This window comes from Amycolatopsis sp. lyj-346 (assembly GCF_046548975.1).
In the GTDB taxonomy this organism is placed as follows: domain Bacteria; phylum Actinomycetota; class Actinomycetes; order Mycobacteriales; family Pseudonocardiaceae; genus Amycolatopsis.
This window is the reverse complement of the sequence record NZ_JAJPWT010000016.1, coordinates 52,482-68,281: the sequence shown is the minus strand read 5'-3', so window position 1 is coordinate 68,281 and position 15,800 is coordinate 52,482. Positions and strand designations below refer to the sequence as shown.

The window sequence follows — 15,800 nt, the reverse complement described above, 5'->3', positions numbered from 1 at the left end:
GAGGGGTGCTTTGTGGCGCGAATCATAGTTTATCCCGTGGGAGGGCGGCGGGGAGACGGCGTCATCGAGTCGCTTGTGCAACGCTTCGAGGGCGCCGGCTGTGGTTCGCGGGACCCGAGCCGGGTTCGTTCGGCGCTGAGGGTCAGCCGGTAGCCGAGCAGGAGCAGCACGTGGAGCAGGTAGAGCCACAGGAGCAGCGCCGACACCGCACCGACCGCCACCAGGCCGCCGAACGGCACGCTCCAGTCCAGCGGGATGGCCAGGAAGAGGAGGAACCCGTGGAAGAACCCCGCGAGGACGGCGGCCACGGCGAGCGCGCCCGCGACCAGCGGCCCGCGGCGCACGCCGCGCGGGGCACTGCCGGCGAAGACGATCGCGGTCACCGCCGCGATGATCAGCCAGTCGATGTGGAACGACAGCGTGATGCCCCAGAACGTCGCCCACCCGCCGCGCGTGTAGCAGCCGGCCACCGTGTCGGCGGTGGCCAGCGGCGCGATCGCCAGGGTCGGGCTGAGGACGAGGACGGGCACGAACATCAGCCGTCCGCGCCAGCCCACGAGCGCCCCGGCGGGCTGCCCGGCGACCTGGACGAGGCCGCGCAGCAGGCCTTCGCCGTAGAAGGTGGCCGGCAGCAGGGTGACCAGCAGCGCGGTCCACGGCGTCCCGAGCGCGGCCGTGGCCAGGGCGGCCAGCGCCGGTCCCGGCCCGTGATCGGCGGGCAGCGCGTCGGCCCAGCGCGAGACACCGTGGCGGACGAACTCCGGCGAACCGAGGAACGCGGCGCCCCGCAGCGCGACGAGGACCAGCGGGACGACGGCCAGCGCGGCGAAGAACGTGACACCGGCGGCCCACAGGGACAGGTCCCGGCCGCGGAGTTCCCGGCCGGCGTGCCGCAGGACGACGCCCGCCCGGCGGGCCACCTCGCAGGCGCTCACACCGGTGCCCCGGTCGGCGAGGCGGACGGCGGGGTGGATGACGGGGTGGCCGGCTGGTCCCGGGTGCACGAGCACGACGTGTCGGGCAGCACCCTCGCCGTCGGCTGGCTGCGGGCGGTCCACCTGCTGGCCCGGCCGGTGCTGGGCGTGCCGCCCGACGTGCTCACCGGCTGCGGCGTGCTGAGCGCGCTGGCCGCGATCTGGCCGGCATCGCTGGGCGGTGGTGCGCTGTGGCTCGCGTTGGCGGCGATCGTGGCCTCCGGGGTGTTCGACGGCCTGGACGGCGCGGTGGCGTTGCGGACGGGCCGGGCCCGTCCGCTGGGCGCGGTCCTCGACGCGGCTTCGGACCGGCTGACGGAACTGTGTTTCGTAGCCGTTCTGCTGGTGCTCGGCGCCCCGGCGGCGTGGTGCGCGGCGATGGCGGTGTTGCTGCTGCTGCACGAGTACGTCCGCGCCCGGGCACAGGCGGCGGGGATGCGCGGCGCGGGGGCGATCACGGTGGCGGAGCGCCCGACGCGCCTGGCCGTGACGGCGGTCGCGGTGACCGGGGCGGCGCTGGCCCCGGCCGGGACGCCGTGGACGGGCTGGCCGTGGGGCACGACCTGCGCGGTGCTGGGAACGGGTCTCTCACTCATCGGCTTGGCCCAGCTGTGGGTGGGTGTCGCGCGGGCGTTCCGACGGGCCTCGGAGCGCCGCTGACCTCGCTTCGCGTTCCAAAGGGGGCACTTTCACGTGAAAGTGCCCCTTGGGGGCCTTCCGGAGGGCGGAGCTCACGCACCGGCCGGCCCCACGAGCCCCGCCACGATCTCGGCGGACATCGCCACGAGCGGCAGGCCGCCGCCGGGATGAGCCGATCCGCCGGCGAGGTACAGGCCGGGCACCGGAGTCGCGTTCGCCGGGCGCAGGAGGGCCGCGCGGGGGCCGTTCGACGAGGAGCCGTAGATCGCTCCGCCCGGCGCGCCGGTGTCGTGTTCCAGGTCGGCCGGGGTGCGGATTTCGCGCCACAGCACCCGGTCCCGCACGTCGACCCCGCGGGCGGCGAGGATCTCGAGCACCCGGTCCGCGTACCGCTCCGCCAGCCCCGGCGCCGTCCAGTCGACCCCGGCCGCCGGATCGTGGCGCGGGGCGTTCACCAGCACGAACCACGCTTCGCAGCCCGGCGGGTGCAGCTGCGGGTCGGCGGGGGCGCAGACGTAGACCGTGGGGTCCTCGACCGGCCGGGGACAGCGGCCGAAGATGGCGTCGAATTCGGCGTCGTAGCCGGCCGGGAAGAGCACGCGGTGGTGGCTCGGGCCGGGTGTCGTGCCACGCAGCGCGAGCAGCAGCACGAACCCCGCCAGCGACGGCTGCGTCCGCCGCAGTGCCCGTCGCGGCCGTCGGGTGCGGGGGTCGTCGAGCAGGTCGTCGTAGACGTGCGCCGCGTCCGCGTTGGCGACGACGACCGGGGCCGCGAGCCGTTCGCCGTCCGCCAGCCGGACCCCGCGGACGCCGGCCGGGCCGGTCTCGATCGCGGTGACCTCCGCGCCCGTCCGGACGTCGACGCCCAGGGCGACGAGCCGGTCCACCAGGGCATCCCCCAGCCGGCGCAGGCCGCCGCGGACGTACCAGGCACCGAATTCCTGCTCCACGAACGGGACGACGCTCAGCACGGCGGGCAGCCGGCGCGGGTCCGAGCCGGCGTAGGTCGCGTAGCGGTCCAGGAGCATCCGGGCGCGCGGATCGGTCAGCCGACGGCGCCCGGTGCCCCGCAGCGTGCGCCACGGCGCGATCGCCATCAGGTCCCGGACGCCCTTGGCGTGCCGGAGGAGGTCGCGGGTGCCGTTGAGCGGGCGGCGCAGCACCGGTTCGCCGACGAGGCCCCAGAGCCGTTCCGCGTCGCACATCAGCCGGCGCCACTCTTGACCGGCACCGCCGCCGAAGGCCGCTTCGAGCGCGTCGGGCACCGCGGCGCGCTCGTGGGGCACGGCCAGTTCGGTGCCATCGGCGAACCGGTAGCGGCAGGCGGGGTCGACCGGGACGATGTCGACGAGCTCGTCCAGGTCGGCGCCGGTGGCCGCGAAGAGCTCGCGGTAGACCGAGGGCAGGGTGAGCAGCGAGGGACCGGTGTCGAAGGTGAAGCCGTCCCGGGTGTGGGTGCCGAGCTTGCCCCCGCACGACGCCGACCGTTCCAGCACGGTCACCCGGTGACCGCCGGCGGCGAGCCGGGCCGCGCACGCGAGGCCGCCCATGCCACCCCCGACCACGACGACGGCGCTCACGCCGGACGTCCCGTCCACGCCGACCGGCCCGCGGACGCCGGGCCACGCGCGGCCACCACCACGACGGTCACACCGACCACCCCTTCCACGCCAACCGGCCCCCGGCCACCACGGCGCTCACACCGGCCACCCTTCACACCAACCGGCCCCGATCCCCCGGGCCACCCCGACCACCGCCGCAGGACTCACCCCGACCGCCCCTTCCACGCCAACCAGCCCGCGGACACCGGCCACCCCCGACCGTCCCTCCACCAACCAGGCCCCGAACCCCAGGCCACCCACCACCACCACGGCGCTCACACCGGCCGTCCCTTCCACACCAGGCGGCCCGTGGCGCGGGCCCGCCACGACCGCGCGATCAGCCCGGCCAGCGCGAGTACCGATGCCGGGTGCGCCAAGCTGTCCGGCCACACCCGGCCCCCGGTGCGCCGGGCCGTCACCACGCGGCCGGCCACTCCGGCCGCGTACCCCACCATCCCGGCCCGCGAACCACCCAGCGCCGCCACCGCCGGGAGCACCCACACCACGAGCAACAGCCCGGCGATCGCGGCCGCCGCCGGGGCCGAACCCGTCGCCGACCACAGGGACTTCGTGTAGCCCTCGCGCAGTTCCGCCCACGTCGCGTACATCCGGCACTCCGCGATCCGGCTGCCGTCGGCGACCACTCCGCAGCCGCCCGCGCGTTTCACCGCGCGCATCAGGGCGATGTCGTCCAGCACCTCGCCCGCGACCGCCGCGAAGCCGCCGCACCTGCGCAGCACCGCGGCGTCGATGACGAAGAACTGGCCGTTGGCGGCGGCCAGCGACGGCCGCGGCGACGTCTCGGCGAGCCGCAGCGGCAGCAGCACCAGCCACGACCACTGCAGCAGCGGCTGCACCAGCCGGGCGCCGAACCCGTCGGCGTGCTGGCGCGGAAACGGCGACACCGCGTCGAGGTCCGCCTCGCGCAGCAGGGAAACCGCCGCGGCGACCGCGTCGGGCGCCAGCACGACGTCCGCGTCGACGCAGACCAGCACGCTCCCCCGCGCCCGCTGGGCGAGCCGGTGGCACGCGTGCGGTTTCCCGAGCATCCCCGGCGGCGGTTCGGCGCCGGTCAGCAGCGTCACGCGCGGCCCGGCGATCCGGCGGACGACGTCCGCCGTCCCATCGGTGGAACAGTCGTCCAGCACCAGGATTTCGGCGTCGTCGAGCCCGCGCTGCGCCAGCAGGGACCGCAGGGCCGGGCCGACGCGGGCGGCCTCGTCGCGCAGCGGCAGCAGGATCGACACGGCCTCGCGGCACCGCGCCGGTCCTCCGCGCGGTGCCCGGACGATCCGCGCGTTGTACGCCGCGTGCGCGGCACCGGCGACCGCGGCCGAGGCGGCGGCGCGCACGATCAAGCGGACACGCGAACCCATCGGAATCCCCTTCCCAGGCGGATCGCGAACGGCACGGCCACCGCACCCATGAGCACGCCACCGGCGACGGCCACCCACGGCCGGCCGAAGAACGCGAAGTGCGCCCACACCGACGAAAACCACGTCCAGAGGTACAACGCCGGTGCCGGCCCGGCGGCCGGGCCAGGGATCGGGTCCGGTGGCCGGGGCACCCAGTGGTGCAGTGCGGCCTGGATGACGACGGCGACCAGCAGCCAGCCCGCGAAGTTCGTCACCGGGATGCCGTGCACCAGCGGCAGCGACGGCTCGGGCGACGACCAGATCCAGTACCCCTCGTCCACCATCTGCGGGTCGAGGAAGACGTCCCACGCCGCCAGTGCGCACGCCGCCACCGCGACCACGCCGGCCGGCTTCACGGCCAATGCGCGCCCGGCCAGCAACGCCGGCCACGCCATCATCAGCCAGGCGAGCGGGACGATGCCCGGCACGCCGGCGACGGGCCAGCCGAGCAGGCCGGTGTATTCGTAGCGCCCGAACGGAAATCCCGTGTGCAGGCCCGTCACCTCGGCCAGCAGCCCGCCGCCGCCCGCGACGACCGCGAGCGTGACGGCCGCGCGGGCACCGCAGCGGGACCAGGCGTCGGCGAGTGACGCGGCCGCGAAGCACAGCACCGTGAGCACGGTCAGCGGCGTGCGGCCGCCCGGGTCGGTCACCGAGTAGCGGATCTGGCAGAGCACCGTCGCCGCGGCGCAGAGCCAGGCGGTCAGTGCGGGCGGGCCGAGACGGAGACGGGTGAATGCGGCAGTCCGCGAAACCATCACGAACGCAGAATAGACCGGCCGTGGGTCACCCGCCTCGCTTTCCCGAATTTCGCCGATAAACGCCATTGAACCAGCAAAGAATAGGCAATCAAATGCACGACGAACACCCGGCGGCGCCCGGGTGTGGGCGGGGCGCCGCCGGGTGCGGGGCCCGCGGCCGGGGGATCGGACGGCGGGCCCGCCGGGACGTCGTGTGGCATCGCCGTCCCGTCCACAGGGAGGTCGTACCCGATTCAGCATCGATCCACACTGCCGCGCAGAGTTCGGCGACCGCGCGGTGCATCGGGCGGATTCGACCGGGTCGCCCGGGGTTCATCGGGCTCAAGTAGACAAGCTACCCCACATGTGAAACGGTTGCGAATCGAATGGGCCGAGAGTGGGAGGGCGCCGGATGACCGCGACCATGACGACGGGGCCGGTCCCCGTGGACGACGCGCCCGCCGGGCAGCTGGACGCGCTGGGCCGCCGCTGCCTCGCCGAAGCGCACGATTTCGTGCGCGCACGGGCGCGGGAACATTTCTCCGGACGCAGCGAGGGAGCGCTTGCGGAAACCGCGGTACCGGAGTTCGTCGCGGGCGGGAAATGTCTCCGACCGCTTTTCGCGTACGTGGGGTGGCGGTGCGGGCAACCGGAATCCGACGCCGCGATCCGCGCGGCCGCCGCGCTGGAACTGCTGCACTGCTTCGCCCTGGTCCAGGACGACGTGATGGACGGCTCGGCGCTGCGCCGCGGCCGCACCGCGCTGCACGTCCGGTTCGCCCGGTGGCACGCGGAGCAGGGCTGGGCGGGTTCGGCACCGCGGTTCGGCGAGTCCGCCGCGATCCTGTTCGGCGACCTGTTCCTGGTGTGGTCCGAGCAGCTGCTGCGCGAAAGCGGGCTGACGGCGGAGCAGCTGGCGCGGGGCTGGCCGCACTACGACGCGATGCGGGCCGAGCTGGCCGTCGGGCAGCTCGCCGACCTGGTGAACGACGCGCGGGCGCTGCCCAGCTGGGAGACCCTGCTCGACGTGCTGCGCCGCAAGTCCGGGAACTACACGGTCCGGCGGCCGCTGGAGTTCGGGGCGGCACTGGCCGGCTGCGGCCCGGAGCTGACGGCCGGGCTGGGCGAGTTCGGCGGCCTGGTGGGCGAAGCGTTCCAGCTCCGCGACGACCTGCTGGGCGTGTTCGGCGCCCCGGACGTCACGGGCAAGCCGGCCGGCCAGGACCTGCGCGAGCGCAAGGCATCCAGCGTGGTCGTCCTCGCCGCGGCGATGGCCGACCGGCGCCGGCAGGCCGAGTTCGCCGAGCTGCTCGCACTGGACACCGTGGACGACGACGCGGTCGGGCGCTGGCGGGAACTCATCGTGGCCACCGGCGCGCGGGAGCGGATGGGCGAGCTGATCACCGAACGCGCCGACAAGGCACTGGCCGCGATCGACCCGGCGGTGGTCCCGCGCCACGCCGTCGACCTGCTCGCCGCGCTCGCCGCCCGCTGCACGGAGCGGGACCGATGACGGGCCACCCGATCCGCGAACGTGCCCCCTCCCCGGCACGGCCGGGTTCCGGCAAAGTCGTCCGAGCAGTCGTCCTGCCGGGCTCAGCCGGGCGTGGCAGCGGGCGGGACCGGTGAAAACCGTGCCGGGACCCGTGCACCGCGTCGTCGTCGTGGGGGCCGGGCTGGCCGGGCTCGCCTCGGCCCTGCACCTGGCCGGGCGGGGGCGGGAAGTGACTGTTCTCGAACGCGATCCGGGCCCCGGTGGGCGGGCGGGGCGGGTCGAACGCCACGGCTACCTGCTCGACACCGGCCCCACCGTGCTCACCATGCCGTCGATCCTGAGCGACACCTTCGGGGCCGTCGGCGCGGAGCTCGCCGCCGAACTGCCGCTCGTCCGGCTCGATCCGGCGTACGTCGCCCAGTTCGCCGATGGCAGCACGCTGCCCGTGCACACCGATGCGGCCGCGATGGCCGACGCCGTCCGTGACTTCGCCGGCCCGGCCGAGGCCGCCGGCTACACCCGCCTGCGGGATTGGCTGACCCGGCTCTACCAAGCCGAGTTCGGGCGGTTCATCGACGCGAACATCGACTCCCCGCTCGGCATGCTCCGGCCCGAACTGGCCCGGCTCGTGGCCATGGGCGGGTTCCGGCGGCTCGACGGCCGGGTCGGCCGGTTCCTGAGCGACGAGCGCCTGAAGCGGGTGTTCACCTTCCAAGCCCTCTACGCGGGCGAATCCCCGATGCGGGCGCTGGCCCTGTACGCGGTGATCTCGTACATGGACACCGTCGGCGGGGTGTACTTCCCGCCCGGCGGGATCGCGGCCCTGCCGCAGGCGCTCGCCCGCGTCGCGGCCGATGCCGGGGTCAAGTTCGGCTACGGCGACGCCGTGCACGAACTCGAGCGCGCCGGGTCGCGCGTCACCGCGGTCCGCACCGCCTCCGGGGCCCGCCACCCGTGCGACGCCGTCGTCCTCACCACCGAGCTCCCCGAGAGTTACCGGCTGCTCGGGCGGCGCCCCCGGCGGCCGGTGCCGCTGCGGGCCGCGCCGTCGGCGCTCGTCGTGCACGCCGGCGGCCCCACGACGCAGCCCGAGGTCGCGCACCACACGATCTCCTTCGGGCACGGGTGGCGGTCGACCTTCGACGAGCTCATCACCCAGGGCAGGCGGATGAGCGATCCGTCGCTGCTCGTCACGCGGCCGACCGCGGCCGATCCCGGGCTCGCCCCGCCCGGCCGCCAGCTCTACTCCATCCTCGCGCCGGTGCCCAACCTCGACCGCGGCCCCGCGGACTGGGCCGCCGAAACCGGGGCCTACGCCGGGGAAATCCTCGACCTGGCCCGCGAACGGCTCCTCCCCGGCTTCGAACCGGAGTTCACGCACGTGCTCGGCCCGGCCGAATGGGCGGCACGCGGCCTGGTCGCCGGGACGCCGTTCAGCTACGCCCACTCGTTCGGCCAGACCGGGCCGTTCCGGCCGCGGAACCTCCCCCGCGGGACGGACAACGTTGTCCTGGCCGGCGGCGCCACGGTGCCCGGCGTCGGCGTGCCGACCGTGCTCATCTCCGGCAGACTGGCTGCCGACCGGCTCACCGGAGGGACCCGATGACCCGACGCGAACTCGACGCCGCCGGCATCCGCGAACCCGGGTTGCGCGCGGCCTACACGTGGTGCCGCGAGCTCAACGCCCGGCACGGCCGCACCTACTTCCTCGCGACGCGCCTGCTGACCCCGGCGCAGCGGCCGGCGATCCACGCGCTCTACGGCTTCGCCCGGTGGCTCGACGACATCGTCGACGAACCGGACGACGATGCCACACCCGCAACGCTCGACACCCGCCTGCAGGAAGTCGAGAAGCGCTTCTTCGCCGACCTCGACGCCGGCGTGAGCGACGACCCGCTGCTGACCGCGGTGATCGACACGGCCGCCCGCTACACGCTCGCCAAGGCGTACTTCGAGGCGTTCTTCACCTCGATGCGGATGGACCTCACCGTCACCGGCTACGCCACCCGCGCGGAGCTCGACACGTACGTGCACGGCTCGGCCGAGGTGATCGGCCTGCAGGTGCTGCCGGTGCTCGGCACCGTCGCCCCGCGCGAAGAGGCCGAGCCGAGGGCGGCCGCGCTCGGCAAGGCCTTCCAGCTCACCAACTTCCTGCGTGACGTCGCCGAAGACCTCGGCCGCGGCCGCGTCTACCTGCCGGCCGACGAACTGGCCGCGCACGGCGTCGACCGCGACCGGCTGGCCTGGTGCGCAAGGCAAGGCCAGGCCGATCGGCCGGTCCGGGCCGCGATCCGCGACCAGATCGCCGTCACCCGCGAGAGCTACGCCGAGGCCCGGCCGGGCCTCGCCATGCTGCACCCGGTCTCCCGCCCGTGTGTGGCCACGGCGGCGACCTTGTACGGCGGCATCCTCGGCCGCATCGAGGACGCCGGCCACGACGTCTTCGCCGGGCGCGCGGCGGTTTCCCGCGGGCAGCGGCTGGCGGTGGCGTGCGGGGCGGTCGCGCGGACGCAGTGGGCCCGGCGGCGGCACCCCGCGCCGGCGCTCCCGGTGGCGGTGAGCTGACGTGGGCCAGGCCGAATACCTCGTCGTGCTGGCCGCGTGCGTGCTCGTCACCCTGCCGCTGGAGCTCGCCGGGGCGCGCGTCTACCGGCAGCCGCGGCGGCTGGCGCGGGCGGTGCTGCCGGTCGCGCTGGTGTTCCTCGTCTGGGACGCCCTCGCGATCGCCGGCGGCGTCTGGGACTACGCGCCCGAGTACGTCACCGGCCTTCGCGCCCCCTTCGCCGTGCCGCTGGAGGAAATCCTGTTCTTCGTGGTGGTCCCGATCTGCGGGGTGCTGACCTACGAGATCGTCCAGCTCACCCTCGCGGTGCTCCGGCGGCTCGGCAGGCAGGAGGCACGCCGGTGATCCCGTGGGGCTACACCGTGCCCGCGGTCGCCGCCGTGGCCGCGGTCGTGCTGACCGAGCTCCTCCTGCTGCGCACGGGCCTGTTCCGCCGTCCCGCCTACTGGATCACGATCGCCATCGTGACCGCGTTCCAGATCCCGGTGGACGGCTGGCTGACCAAGCTTTCCGACCCGATCGTGCGCTACGCCCCGCAGCACATCACGAACTGGCGCTTCCCGTGGGACATCCCGGTCGAAGACTTCCTCTTCGGCTTCGCGCTGGTGACCGCGGTGCTGCTCGGGTGGGAACGGACCGGCTCCCGGGAGGAGCGACCGTGAACGCGATGGCGAAGGACGGCCTCCCCCGCGGCGCGGTGCCGTCGGCTTTCGACACCGAAGCGCGGTGGTACGACCGGCTGGTCGGCGCCAACCCGGGCTACCACGAGCACCTCCGGCTCTCGGCGCGGCGGCTGGGCCTGCCGCCGGAGGGGACGGGCCTGCGGCTGCTGGACGCCGGCTGCGGCACCGGCGCGTCGACGGCGGCACTGGTGTCCGTCGCCCCTCGGGCGGAGATCACCGCGTTCGACGCCTCCGGGGAGATGCTCGCGCAGGCCCGGGCGAAGAACTGGCCGGACGGCGTCGCCTTCGTCCACACGCCGGTCGAGGAGCTCGACGGGATTTCCGGCCCGTTCGACGCGATCCTGGCGGCCTACCTGCTGCGCAACCTCACCGAGCCGACCCGGCAGCTGCGGCGGCTGCGCGGGTTGCTGCGCCCCGGCGGCCGCATCGCGGTGCACGAGTACTCCGTCCGGGATTCGCGGCGCGCCCGGTGGGTGTGGAACGCGGTCTGCGCGGGCGTGATCATCCCGCTCGGGAAGGTCACCACCGGCGACGCGACCCTCTACCGCCACCTGCGCCGCAGCGTGTGCGAGTTCGACGGGCTGACCGCGCTCGCCCGCCGGCTCGCCGACGCCGGCTTCACCGACGTCCGCACCGCCTCGATGCCCGGCTGGCAGAACGGCATCGTCCACACCGTCCTCGGCACCAACCCGCAGGAGCACCCGTGACCCGCCCCCTCGGCACCGACCGCCGGATCGAGACGCGGCCGGCCCCGCCCGGCCTGGCCGACGCCGGGCTGCTCGGCCGCCGCCCGACCGCGGCGGTCGTCGGCGGCGGCATCGCGGGCCTCACCGCGGCGACCGGGCTGGCCGAGCGGGGGGTCACGGTGACGCTCTTCGAGCGCGACGGGCACCTCGGCGGGCGCGTCGGCGGCTGGGCCGACCGGCTGCCGGACGGCACCGCGGTGACCATGAGCCGCGGCTTCCACGCGTTCTTCCGCCAGTACTACAACCTGCGGTCGCTGCTCATGCGCACCGATCCCCGGCTCGACCGGCTGACCCCGCTGGCGGACTACCCGCTGCTGGACGCGCAGGGCCGCACGGACACCTTCGCCGGTCTCCCCCGGACGCCGCCGTGGAACGCGCTCGCGTTCGCCTGGCGCAGCCCGACGTTCACCCGGCGGGACCTGGTGCGCATCAACGGCCGCGCCGCCCTGCCGCTGGCGGCGGTCAGCGTCCCGGAGACCTACCACCGGCTGGACGGCACCGACGCCGCGAGCTTCCTCGACGCGATCAACTTCCCCGAAGCGGCCAAGCACCTGGCGTTCGAGGTGTTCTCGCGCAGCTTCTTCGCCGATCCGCACGAGCTGTCCGCGGCCGAACTGGCGACCATGTTCCATTTGTACTTCCTGGGCTCCAGCGAAGGCCTGGTGTTCGACGTGCCGACCGAGCCGTTCCCGCAGGCGCTGTGGGATCCCCTGGCCGGCTACCTGGCCGACCGCCGGGTGACCATCCGGACCGGCACTCCGGTGGCGTCGCTCGACCGCACGTCCGACGGCTTCACGGTCACGACGGCGGAAGACACCGCGCAGTTCGACAGCGTCGTGCTCGCCTGCGACGTGCGGGGCCTGCGGGAGATCGTCGCCGCTTCGCCCGGCCTCGGCACGGCCGGGTGGCGGGCGAACGTGGCCGGGTTGCGCACGGCACCGCCGTTCCTCGTCCGGCGGCTCTGGCTCGACCGGCCCGTCGACCCCGCCCGGCCGCCGTTCCTGGGCACCGGCAGCGTGCCGCCGCTGGACAACATCAGCCTGCTGGAGCGCTACGAGGGCGAAGCCCGGCGGTGGGCGGCCCGCACCGGCGGCTCGGTCGTGGAGCTGCACGCGTACGCGGTCACGACGGACGACCGCGAGACGCTGGTGAAGGCCGTGGACGACCGGCTGCACGCGATCTACCCGGAGACCCTCGACGCGCGGGTCACCGCGGCGGTTTCCTTGTGGCGCGAGGATTGCCCGCTCTTCGGGCTGGGTGACTTCGCCCGCCGTCCGACGGTCGCGACGCCGGACCCGGCGCTGGCGCTGGCCGGCGACGGCGTGCGGATCGACCTCCCGGTCGCGCTGATGGAACGCGCCGCCACCACCGGCTGGGCCGCGGCCAACACGCTCCTGGCGGGCTGGGGACTCGCCGGGCACCCGCTGCGCTCGGTCCCCAACCGCGGCCGCATCGGCCTGCTCAACCGGCTCGCCGCGACGAAGCACTTCGGCGGGTGAGCGGGATGGCCGAAGCCGTCATCGTCGGCGCGGGGCTCGCCGGGCTGGCCGCCGCCGTCACCCTGCACCGGGCCGGAGTTCCGTGCGTGGTGCTGGAAGCCGCGGACGACGTCGGCGGTCGTGTGCGCACCGACGTCGTCGACGGCTTCCGGCTCGACCGCGGGTTCCAGATCCTCAACCCGGCCTACCCGGCGATCCGCCGCCTGGTGGACGTCGGCGCCCTGGACCTCGGCCGGTTCCGGCGCGCGGTCCGGGTGGCCGACGACGACCGCGTCTCGCTGCTCGGGCACCCGATCGACACCCCCAAGGCGCTGCGCGACATCGCGGCCCGCCGCTACCTGTCGGCGAAGGACCTCGCCGCGCTCGGCGCGCTGTCCGCCCGCGTCGCCGCGGGACCGGCCCAGGCGGTCATCGACCGCGACGACCGCACGACGCTCGACGAACTGCGCCGCGCCGGGGTGTCCGACCGCGCCGTGGACACGGTGCTGCGGCCGTTCCTCTCCGGGGTGTTCCTGGAACCGGAGCTGGCCACGTCGGCCCGGTTCTTCCAGCTGGTCTGGCGGAGCTTCCTGCGGTCGGCCCCGTCGCTGCCGGCGCTGGGCATGGGCGAACTGCCCCGGCAGCTCGCCCGCGCGCTGCCGACGTCGGCCGTCCACCGGGACACCCCGGTCGAGGAGGTCCGGGCGGGCCGGGTCCGCACGGCGGGCGGCGAGGTGTGGACGGCCCGCGCGGTCGTCGTCGCCACCGACGGATCCACGGCCGCCCGGCTCACCGGCGTCGCGGAACCGCGCTGGAACAGCGGGACGACGTGGTACTTCGCGCCGCCGCGGTCGCCGTTGCGCGAACCGGTGATCGTGATCGACGCCCGCGGCGGGCCGGTCGTCAACACCAGCGTGGTCAGCGAGGTGTGCCCCACCTACGCCCCGCCGGGGGCGGCGCTGGTGAGCGCGTCGGCCTTGACGACGCTGCCGGAACCGGAGGTGCGCCAGGCGCTGGGCCGGATGTACCGGACGGACGCGACGCGGTGGCCGCTGGTCGCCCGGTACGAGATCGCCCACGGGCTGCCGGCGATGCCCCCGCCCCACGAGCTCCGGCGCGAGGTGCGCCTGGGCGAGGGGCGGTACGTGTGCGGCGACCACCGGGACACGAGCTCGCTCCAAGGGGCCCTGGCCTCCGGCACCCGGGCCGCCCGCGCGGTGCTCGCCGACCTCGGCCGGGCAGGTCCGGCAGGACGCTGACCGCCTCCCGCATTACGACATCCGGGCGGAAATTCGCTCCCCGCGCTGCGAAAAGCACTGCACTGCCCTTGATCGGCCGGTACACATCGTGCCGGTCCGACCCCGTTTCATCGCTGGATAGAGTGAAAATCCCCGGCGATCTTCAATGGTCCGGCGCAGTGCACCCCTGGTTTACGTAGCCCCGATCCGGTGACATGCCCCGTTGAGCTCCTTGACACGGCGCTCCGGGTGACGTTTTCCCGGCTCGCTAACGAAATCCCGCTTTTCCCGTCTTCCCGAGGCAACCCGCAGTAATCCGGCCTTCGGAAGGAAGTTCATGTCGCGGAGATCATTGCTCGTCGCGCTGACCACGGTCAGTGCCTTGCTCACCCCGGCCGCGGTGGCGGCCGCGGCGCCGCCCGGGGTCGATCCGGCCACCGTCGATCTCACGCTGTCCGCCGGGCAGAGCGTCGACGTCACCAAGCACGTCACCACCTCCGCCGTTCCGCCGAACCCCGACCTCGTGCTGCTCGCCGACACCACCGGCAGCATGGGCGGCGCGATCGCCAACGTCCGCACGAACGCCGGCGCCATCACCGGTGACGTGCTCGCCGCGCAGCCGACCGCCCAGTTCGGCGTCGCCGAGTACAAGGACTTCACCGACTCCGTGCCCTTCAAGGTCAACCAGGGCATCACCGGCGACACCGCCGCGGTCCAGGCCGGGATCAACCAGTGGTCCGCGAATGGTGGCGGCGACTTCCCGGAAGCCGACCTCAACGCCCTCTACGAGCTGGCCACCGGCGCGGTCACCTTCCGCCCGGACGGCACCCGCATCATCGCCTGGTTCGGCGACGCGCCGTCGCACGACCCCAGCGGCGGGCACACCCTGGCCGACACGATCGCCGCGCTCCAGGCGGCGAACATCCGGGTGATCGCGGTGAACGTCGGCAACCTGGACCTTTCCGGCCAGGCGAGCGCCATCGCCACGGCCACCGGCGGCATGCTGCTGAACAACGTGCCCTCCAGCCAGGTCTCGCAGGCCATCCTCGACGGCATCAAGTCCATCGAGGTCACGGTGACGCCGAAGGTCACCACCTGCGACCCGCAGCTGACGGTCACCAACGCCCCGGCGAGCGTCAAGGTGCCCAGCGGGGACGTCGCGACGTTCACCGAGACCGTCGCCGCCGCGGCCGACGCCGCGCCCGGCACCTACCACTGCACGGTCGACTACCTGGTCGACGGCGTGTCCCGCGGGTTCGTCGAGACGACGACCGTGCGCGTGCTCGGCCTGAGCATCAACGACGTCACGGTGAACGAGGGCTCCGGCGGCGCGCCGGTGCCGGCCACCTTCACCGTGTCACTGCTCGGCGGCGCGAGCCCGAACCCGGTGTCGGTCCACTACGCCACAGCGAACGGCTCCGCGACCGCACCGGCGGACTACCAGGCGGCGAGCGGTGACGTCACCTTCGCGCCCGGCGAGACGAGCAAGCCGGTGACCGTGCTGGTCAACCCGGACACCGTCGACGAGCCGGACGAGACGTTCACGGTCACGCTGTCGGCTCCGGTCGGCGCCGGGCTGGTCGACCCGACCGGGGTCGGCACGATCGTCGACGACGACCGTGACGGCGTCTTCTCCTGCACCGGCACCGCCGCGAACGTCATCGGCATCACCGCGGCCGTGGCGAACCCGGCGAACCTGCCCTGCGCCGACGACAGCAAGACCGTCCTCGACGCGACGCTCAACGCCGGCCTGATCAAGGTGCAGACCCACGCGCTGACCGCGTCGACCGACCTGACGCCGGACAACCAGTCGGCGGCTCCGGCGGCCGGTGACCAGGCGAAGGCAACGGCCAAGATCGACAAGACGGTGATCAGCACGCTCGGGCTGACCATCGAGCTGGGCGTGATCCAGTCCCAGGCGGCGGCGACCTGCCAGCCGGCTCCGGGCGGGCTCGCCCCGGTGCTGACCGGCAGCTCGAACGTCGCCTCGCTGAAGATCAACGGCGTCTCGGTCACCGTGGGCTCGGCCCCGCTGACCATCGCGCTGGTCATCGGCTCGCTGAAGCTGAACGGCCAGACCATCGCGAACGGCGTCGTGAAGCAGCAGGCCGTCGCGCTGGAGACCCCGCTGGCGAAGATCGTGCTGGCGGAGTCCCAGGCCGACGTGCACGGCACCGCCGCGCACCCGGCGGGCAACCCCTGCAAGCGGTGACCTGGTGAACCCCCCG

At 74.4% G+C, this 15,800-nt stretch carries 14 protein-coding genes; 10 read left to right on the top strand and 4 right to left on the bottom strand.

Features of this window, described 5'->3' with window-relative positions; all coding sequences use genetic code 11:
• Positions 1-29 precede the first annotated feature (29 nt).
• Positions 30-935 carry a YhjD/YihY/BrkB family envelope integrity protein gene (locus ACLJQE_RS34830; protein ID WP_410643798.1) on the bottom strand — a complete coding sequence of 302 codons (906 nt, stop codon included), beginning with the start codon at positions 933-935 and terminating at the stop codon, positions 30-32.
• A gap of 33 nt (positions 936-968) precedes the next feature.
• Between ACLJQE_RS34830 and ACLJQE_RS34825 the strand changes: the two genes are divergently transcribed.
• Positions 969-1,634, top strand: a complete 666-nt coding sequence (locus tag ACLJQE_RS34825) for a CDP-alcohol phosphatidyltransferase family protein (RefSeq protein ID WP_410643797.1) — start codon at positions 969-971, stop codon at positions 1,632-1,634.
• 71 nt (positions 1,635-1,705) lie between these two features.
• Here ACLJQE_RS34825 and ACLJQE_RS34820 read toward each other — a convergent pair whose 3' ends face one another.
• The 3 genes from ACLJQE_RS34820 to ACLJQE_RS34810 form a co-directional block, all read right to left on the bottom strand.
• Entirely contained in the window at positions 1,706-3,193 is a 1,488-nt protein-coding gene (locus ACLJQE_RS34820; RefSeq protein WP_410643796.1) for a phytoene desaturase family protein, read from the bottom strand.
• 296 nt (positions 3,194-3,489) lie between these two features.
• Positions 3,490-4,590, bottom strand: a complete 1,101-nt coding sequence (locus tag ACLJQE_RS34815) for a glycosyltransferase (RefSeq protein WP_410643795.1) — start codon at positions 4,588-4,590, stop codon at positions 3,490-3,492.
• Complete coding sequence (locus tag ACLJQE_RS34810; protein WP_410643946.1) at positions 4,569-5,387, bottom strand: carotenoid biosynthesis protein; 819 nt, start codon at positions 5,385-5,387, stop codon at positions 4,569-4,571. Before ACLJQE_RS34810 ends, ACLJQE_RS34815 begins: the two co-directional genes overlap by 22 nt.
• Positions 5,388-5,781: 394 nt before the next feature.
• Between ACLJQE_RS34810 and ACLJQE_RS34805 the strand changes: the two genes are divergently transcribed.
• From ACLJQE_RS34805 to ACLJQE_RS34765, 9 genes are all read left to right on the top strand, one after another.
• On the top strand, positions 5,782-6,882 hold the full coding sequence (locus ACLJQE_RS34805; RefSeq protein WP_410643794.1) for a polyprenyl synthetase family protein: 1,101 nt from the start codon (positions 5,782-5,784) through the stop codon (positions 6,880-6,882).
• A 112-nt stretch (positions 6,883-6,994) separates the two neighbouring features.
• Entirely contained in the window at positions 6,995-8,470 is a 1,476-nt protein-coding gene (gene crtI / locus ACLJQE_RS34800) for a phytoene desaturase family protein (RefSeq protein WP_410643793.1), read from the top strand.
• Positions 8,467-9,429 (top strand): phytoene/squalene synthase family protein, encoded by a 963-nt coding sequence (locus ACLJQE_RS34795; RefSeq protein ID WP_410643792.1) that lies wholly within the window; start codon positions 8,467-8,469, stop codon positions 9,427-9,429. The genes crtI and ACLJQE_RS34795 overlap by 4 nt, the downstream gene beginning before the upstream one ends.
• Position 9,430: 1 nt before the next feature.
• Complete coding sequence (locus tag ACLJQE_RS34790; RefSeq protein ID WP_410643791.1) at positions 9,431-9,772, top strand: lycopene cyclase domain-containing protein; 342 nt, start codon at positions 9,431-9,433, stop codon at positions 9,770-9,772.
• The gene (locus ACLJQE_RS34785; protein WP_410643790.1) at positions 9,769-10,089 is read left to right on the top strand and encodes a lycopene cyclase domain-containing protein; all 321 of its coding nucleotides are present in this window, start codon (positions 9,769-9,771) and stop codon (positions 10,087-10,089) included. The genes ACLJQE_RS34790 and ACLJQE_RS34785 overlap by 4 nt, the downstream gene beginning before the upstream one ends.
• A complete protein-coding gene (locus ACLJQE_RS34780; protein ID WP_410643789.1) occupies positions 10,086-10,817 on the top strand; it encodes a class I SAM-dependent methyltransferase in 732 nt (243 codons plus the stop codon). The genes ACLJQE_RS34785 and ACLJQE_RS34780 overlap by 4 nt, the downstream gene beginning before the upstream one ends.
• Positions 10,814-12,355, top strand: a complete 1,542-nt coding sequence (locus ACLJQE_RS34775) for an FAD-dependent oxidoreductase (RefSeq protein ID WP_410643788.1) — start codon at positions 10,814-10,816, stop codon at positions 12,353-12,355. The genes ACLJQE_RS34780 and ACLJQE_RS34775 overlap by 4 nt, the downstream gene beginning before the upstream one ends.
• A 5-nt stretch (positions 12,356-12,360) precedes the next feature.
• Complete coding sequence (locus ACLJQE_RS34770) at positions 12,361-13,593, top strand: NAD(P)/FAD-dependent oxidoreductase (protein WP_410643787.1); 1,233 nt, start codon at positions 12,361-12,363, stop codon at positions 13,591-13,593.
• 316 nt (positions 13,594-13,909) lie between these two features.
• Positions 13,910-15,784, top strand: a complete 1,875-nt coding sequence (locus tag ACLJQE_RS34765) for a Calx-beta domain-containing protein (RefSeq protein ID WP_410643786.1) — start codon at positions 13,910-13,912, stop codon at positions 15,782-15,784.
• The last annotated feature ends 16 nt before the right edge of the window (positions 15,785-15,800 follow it).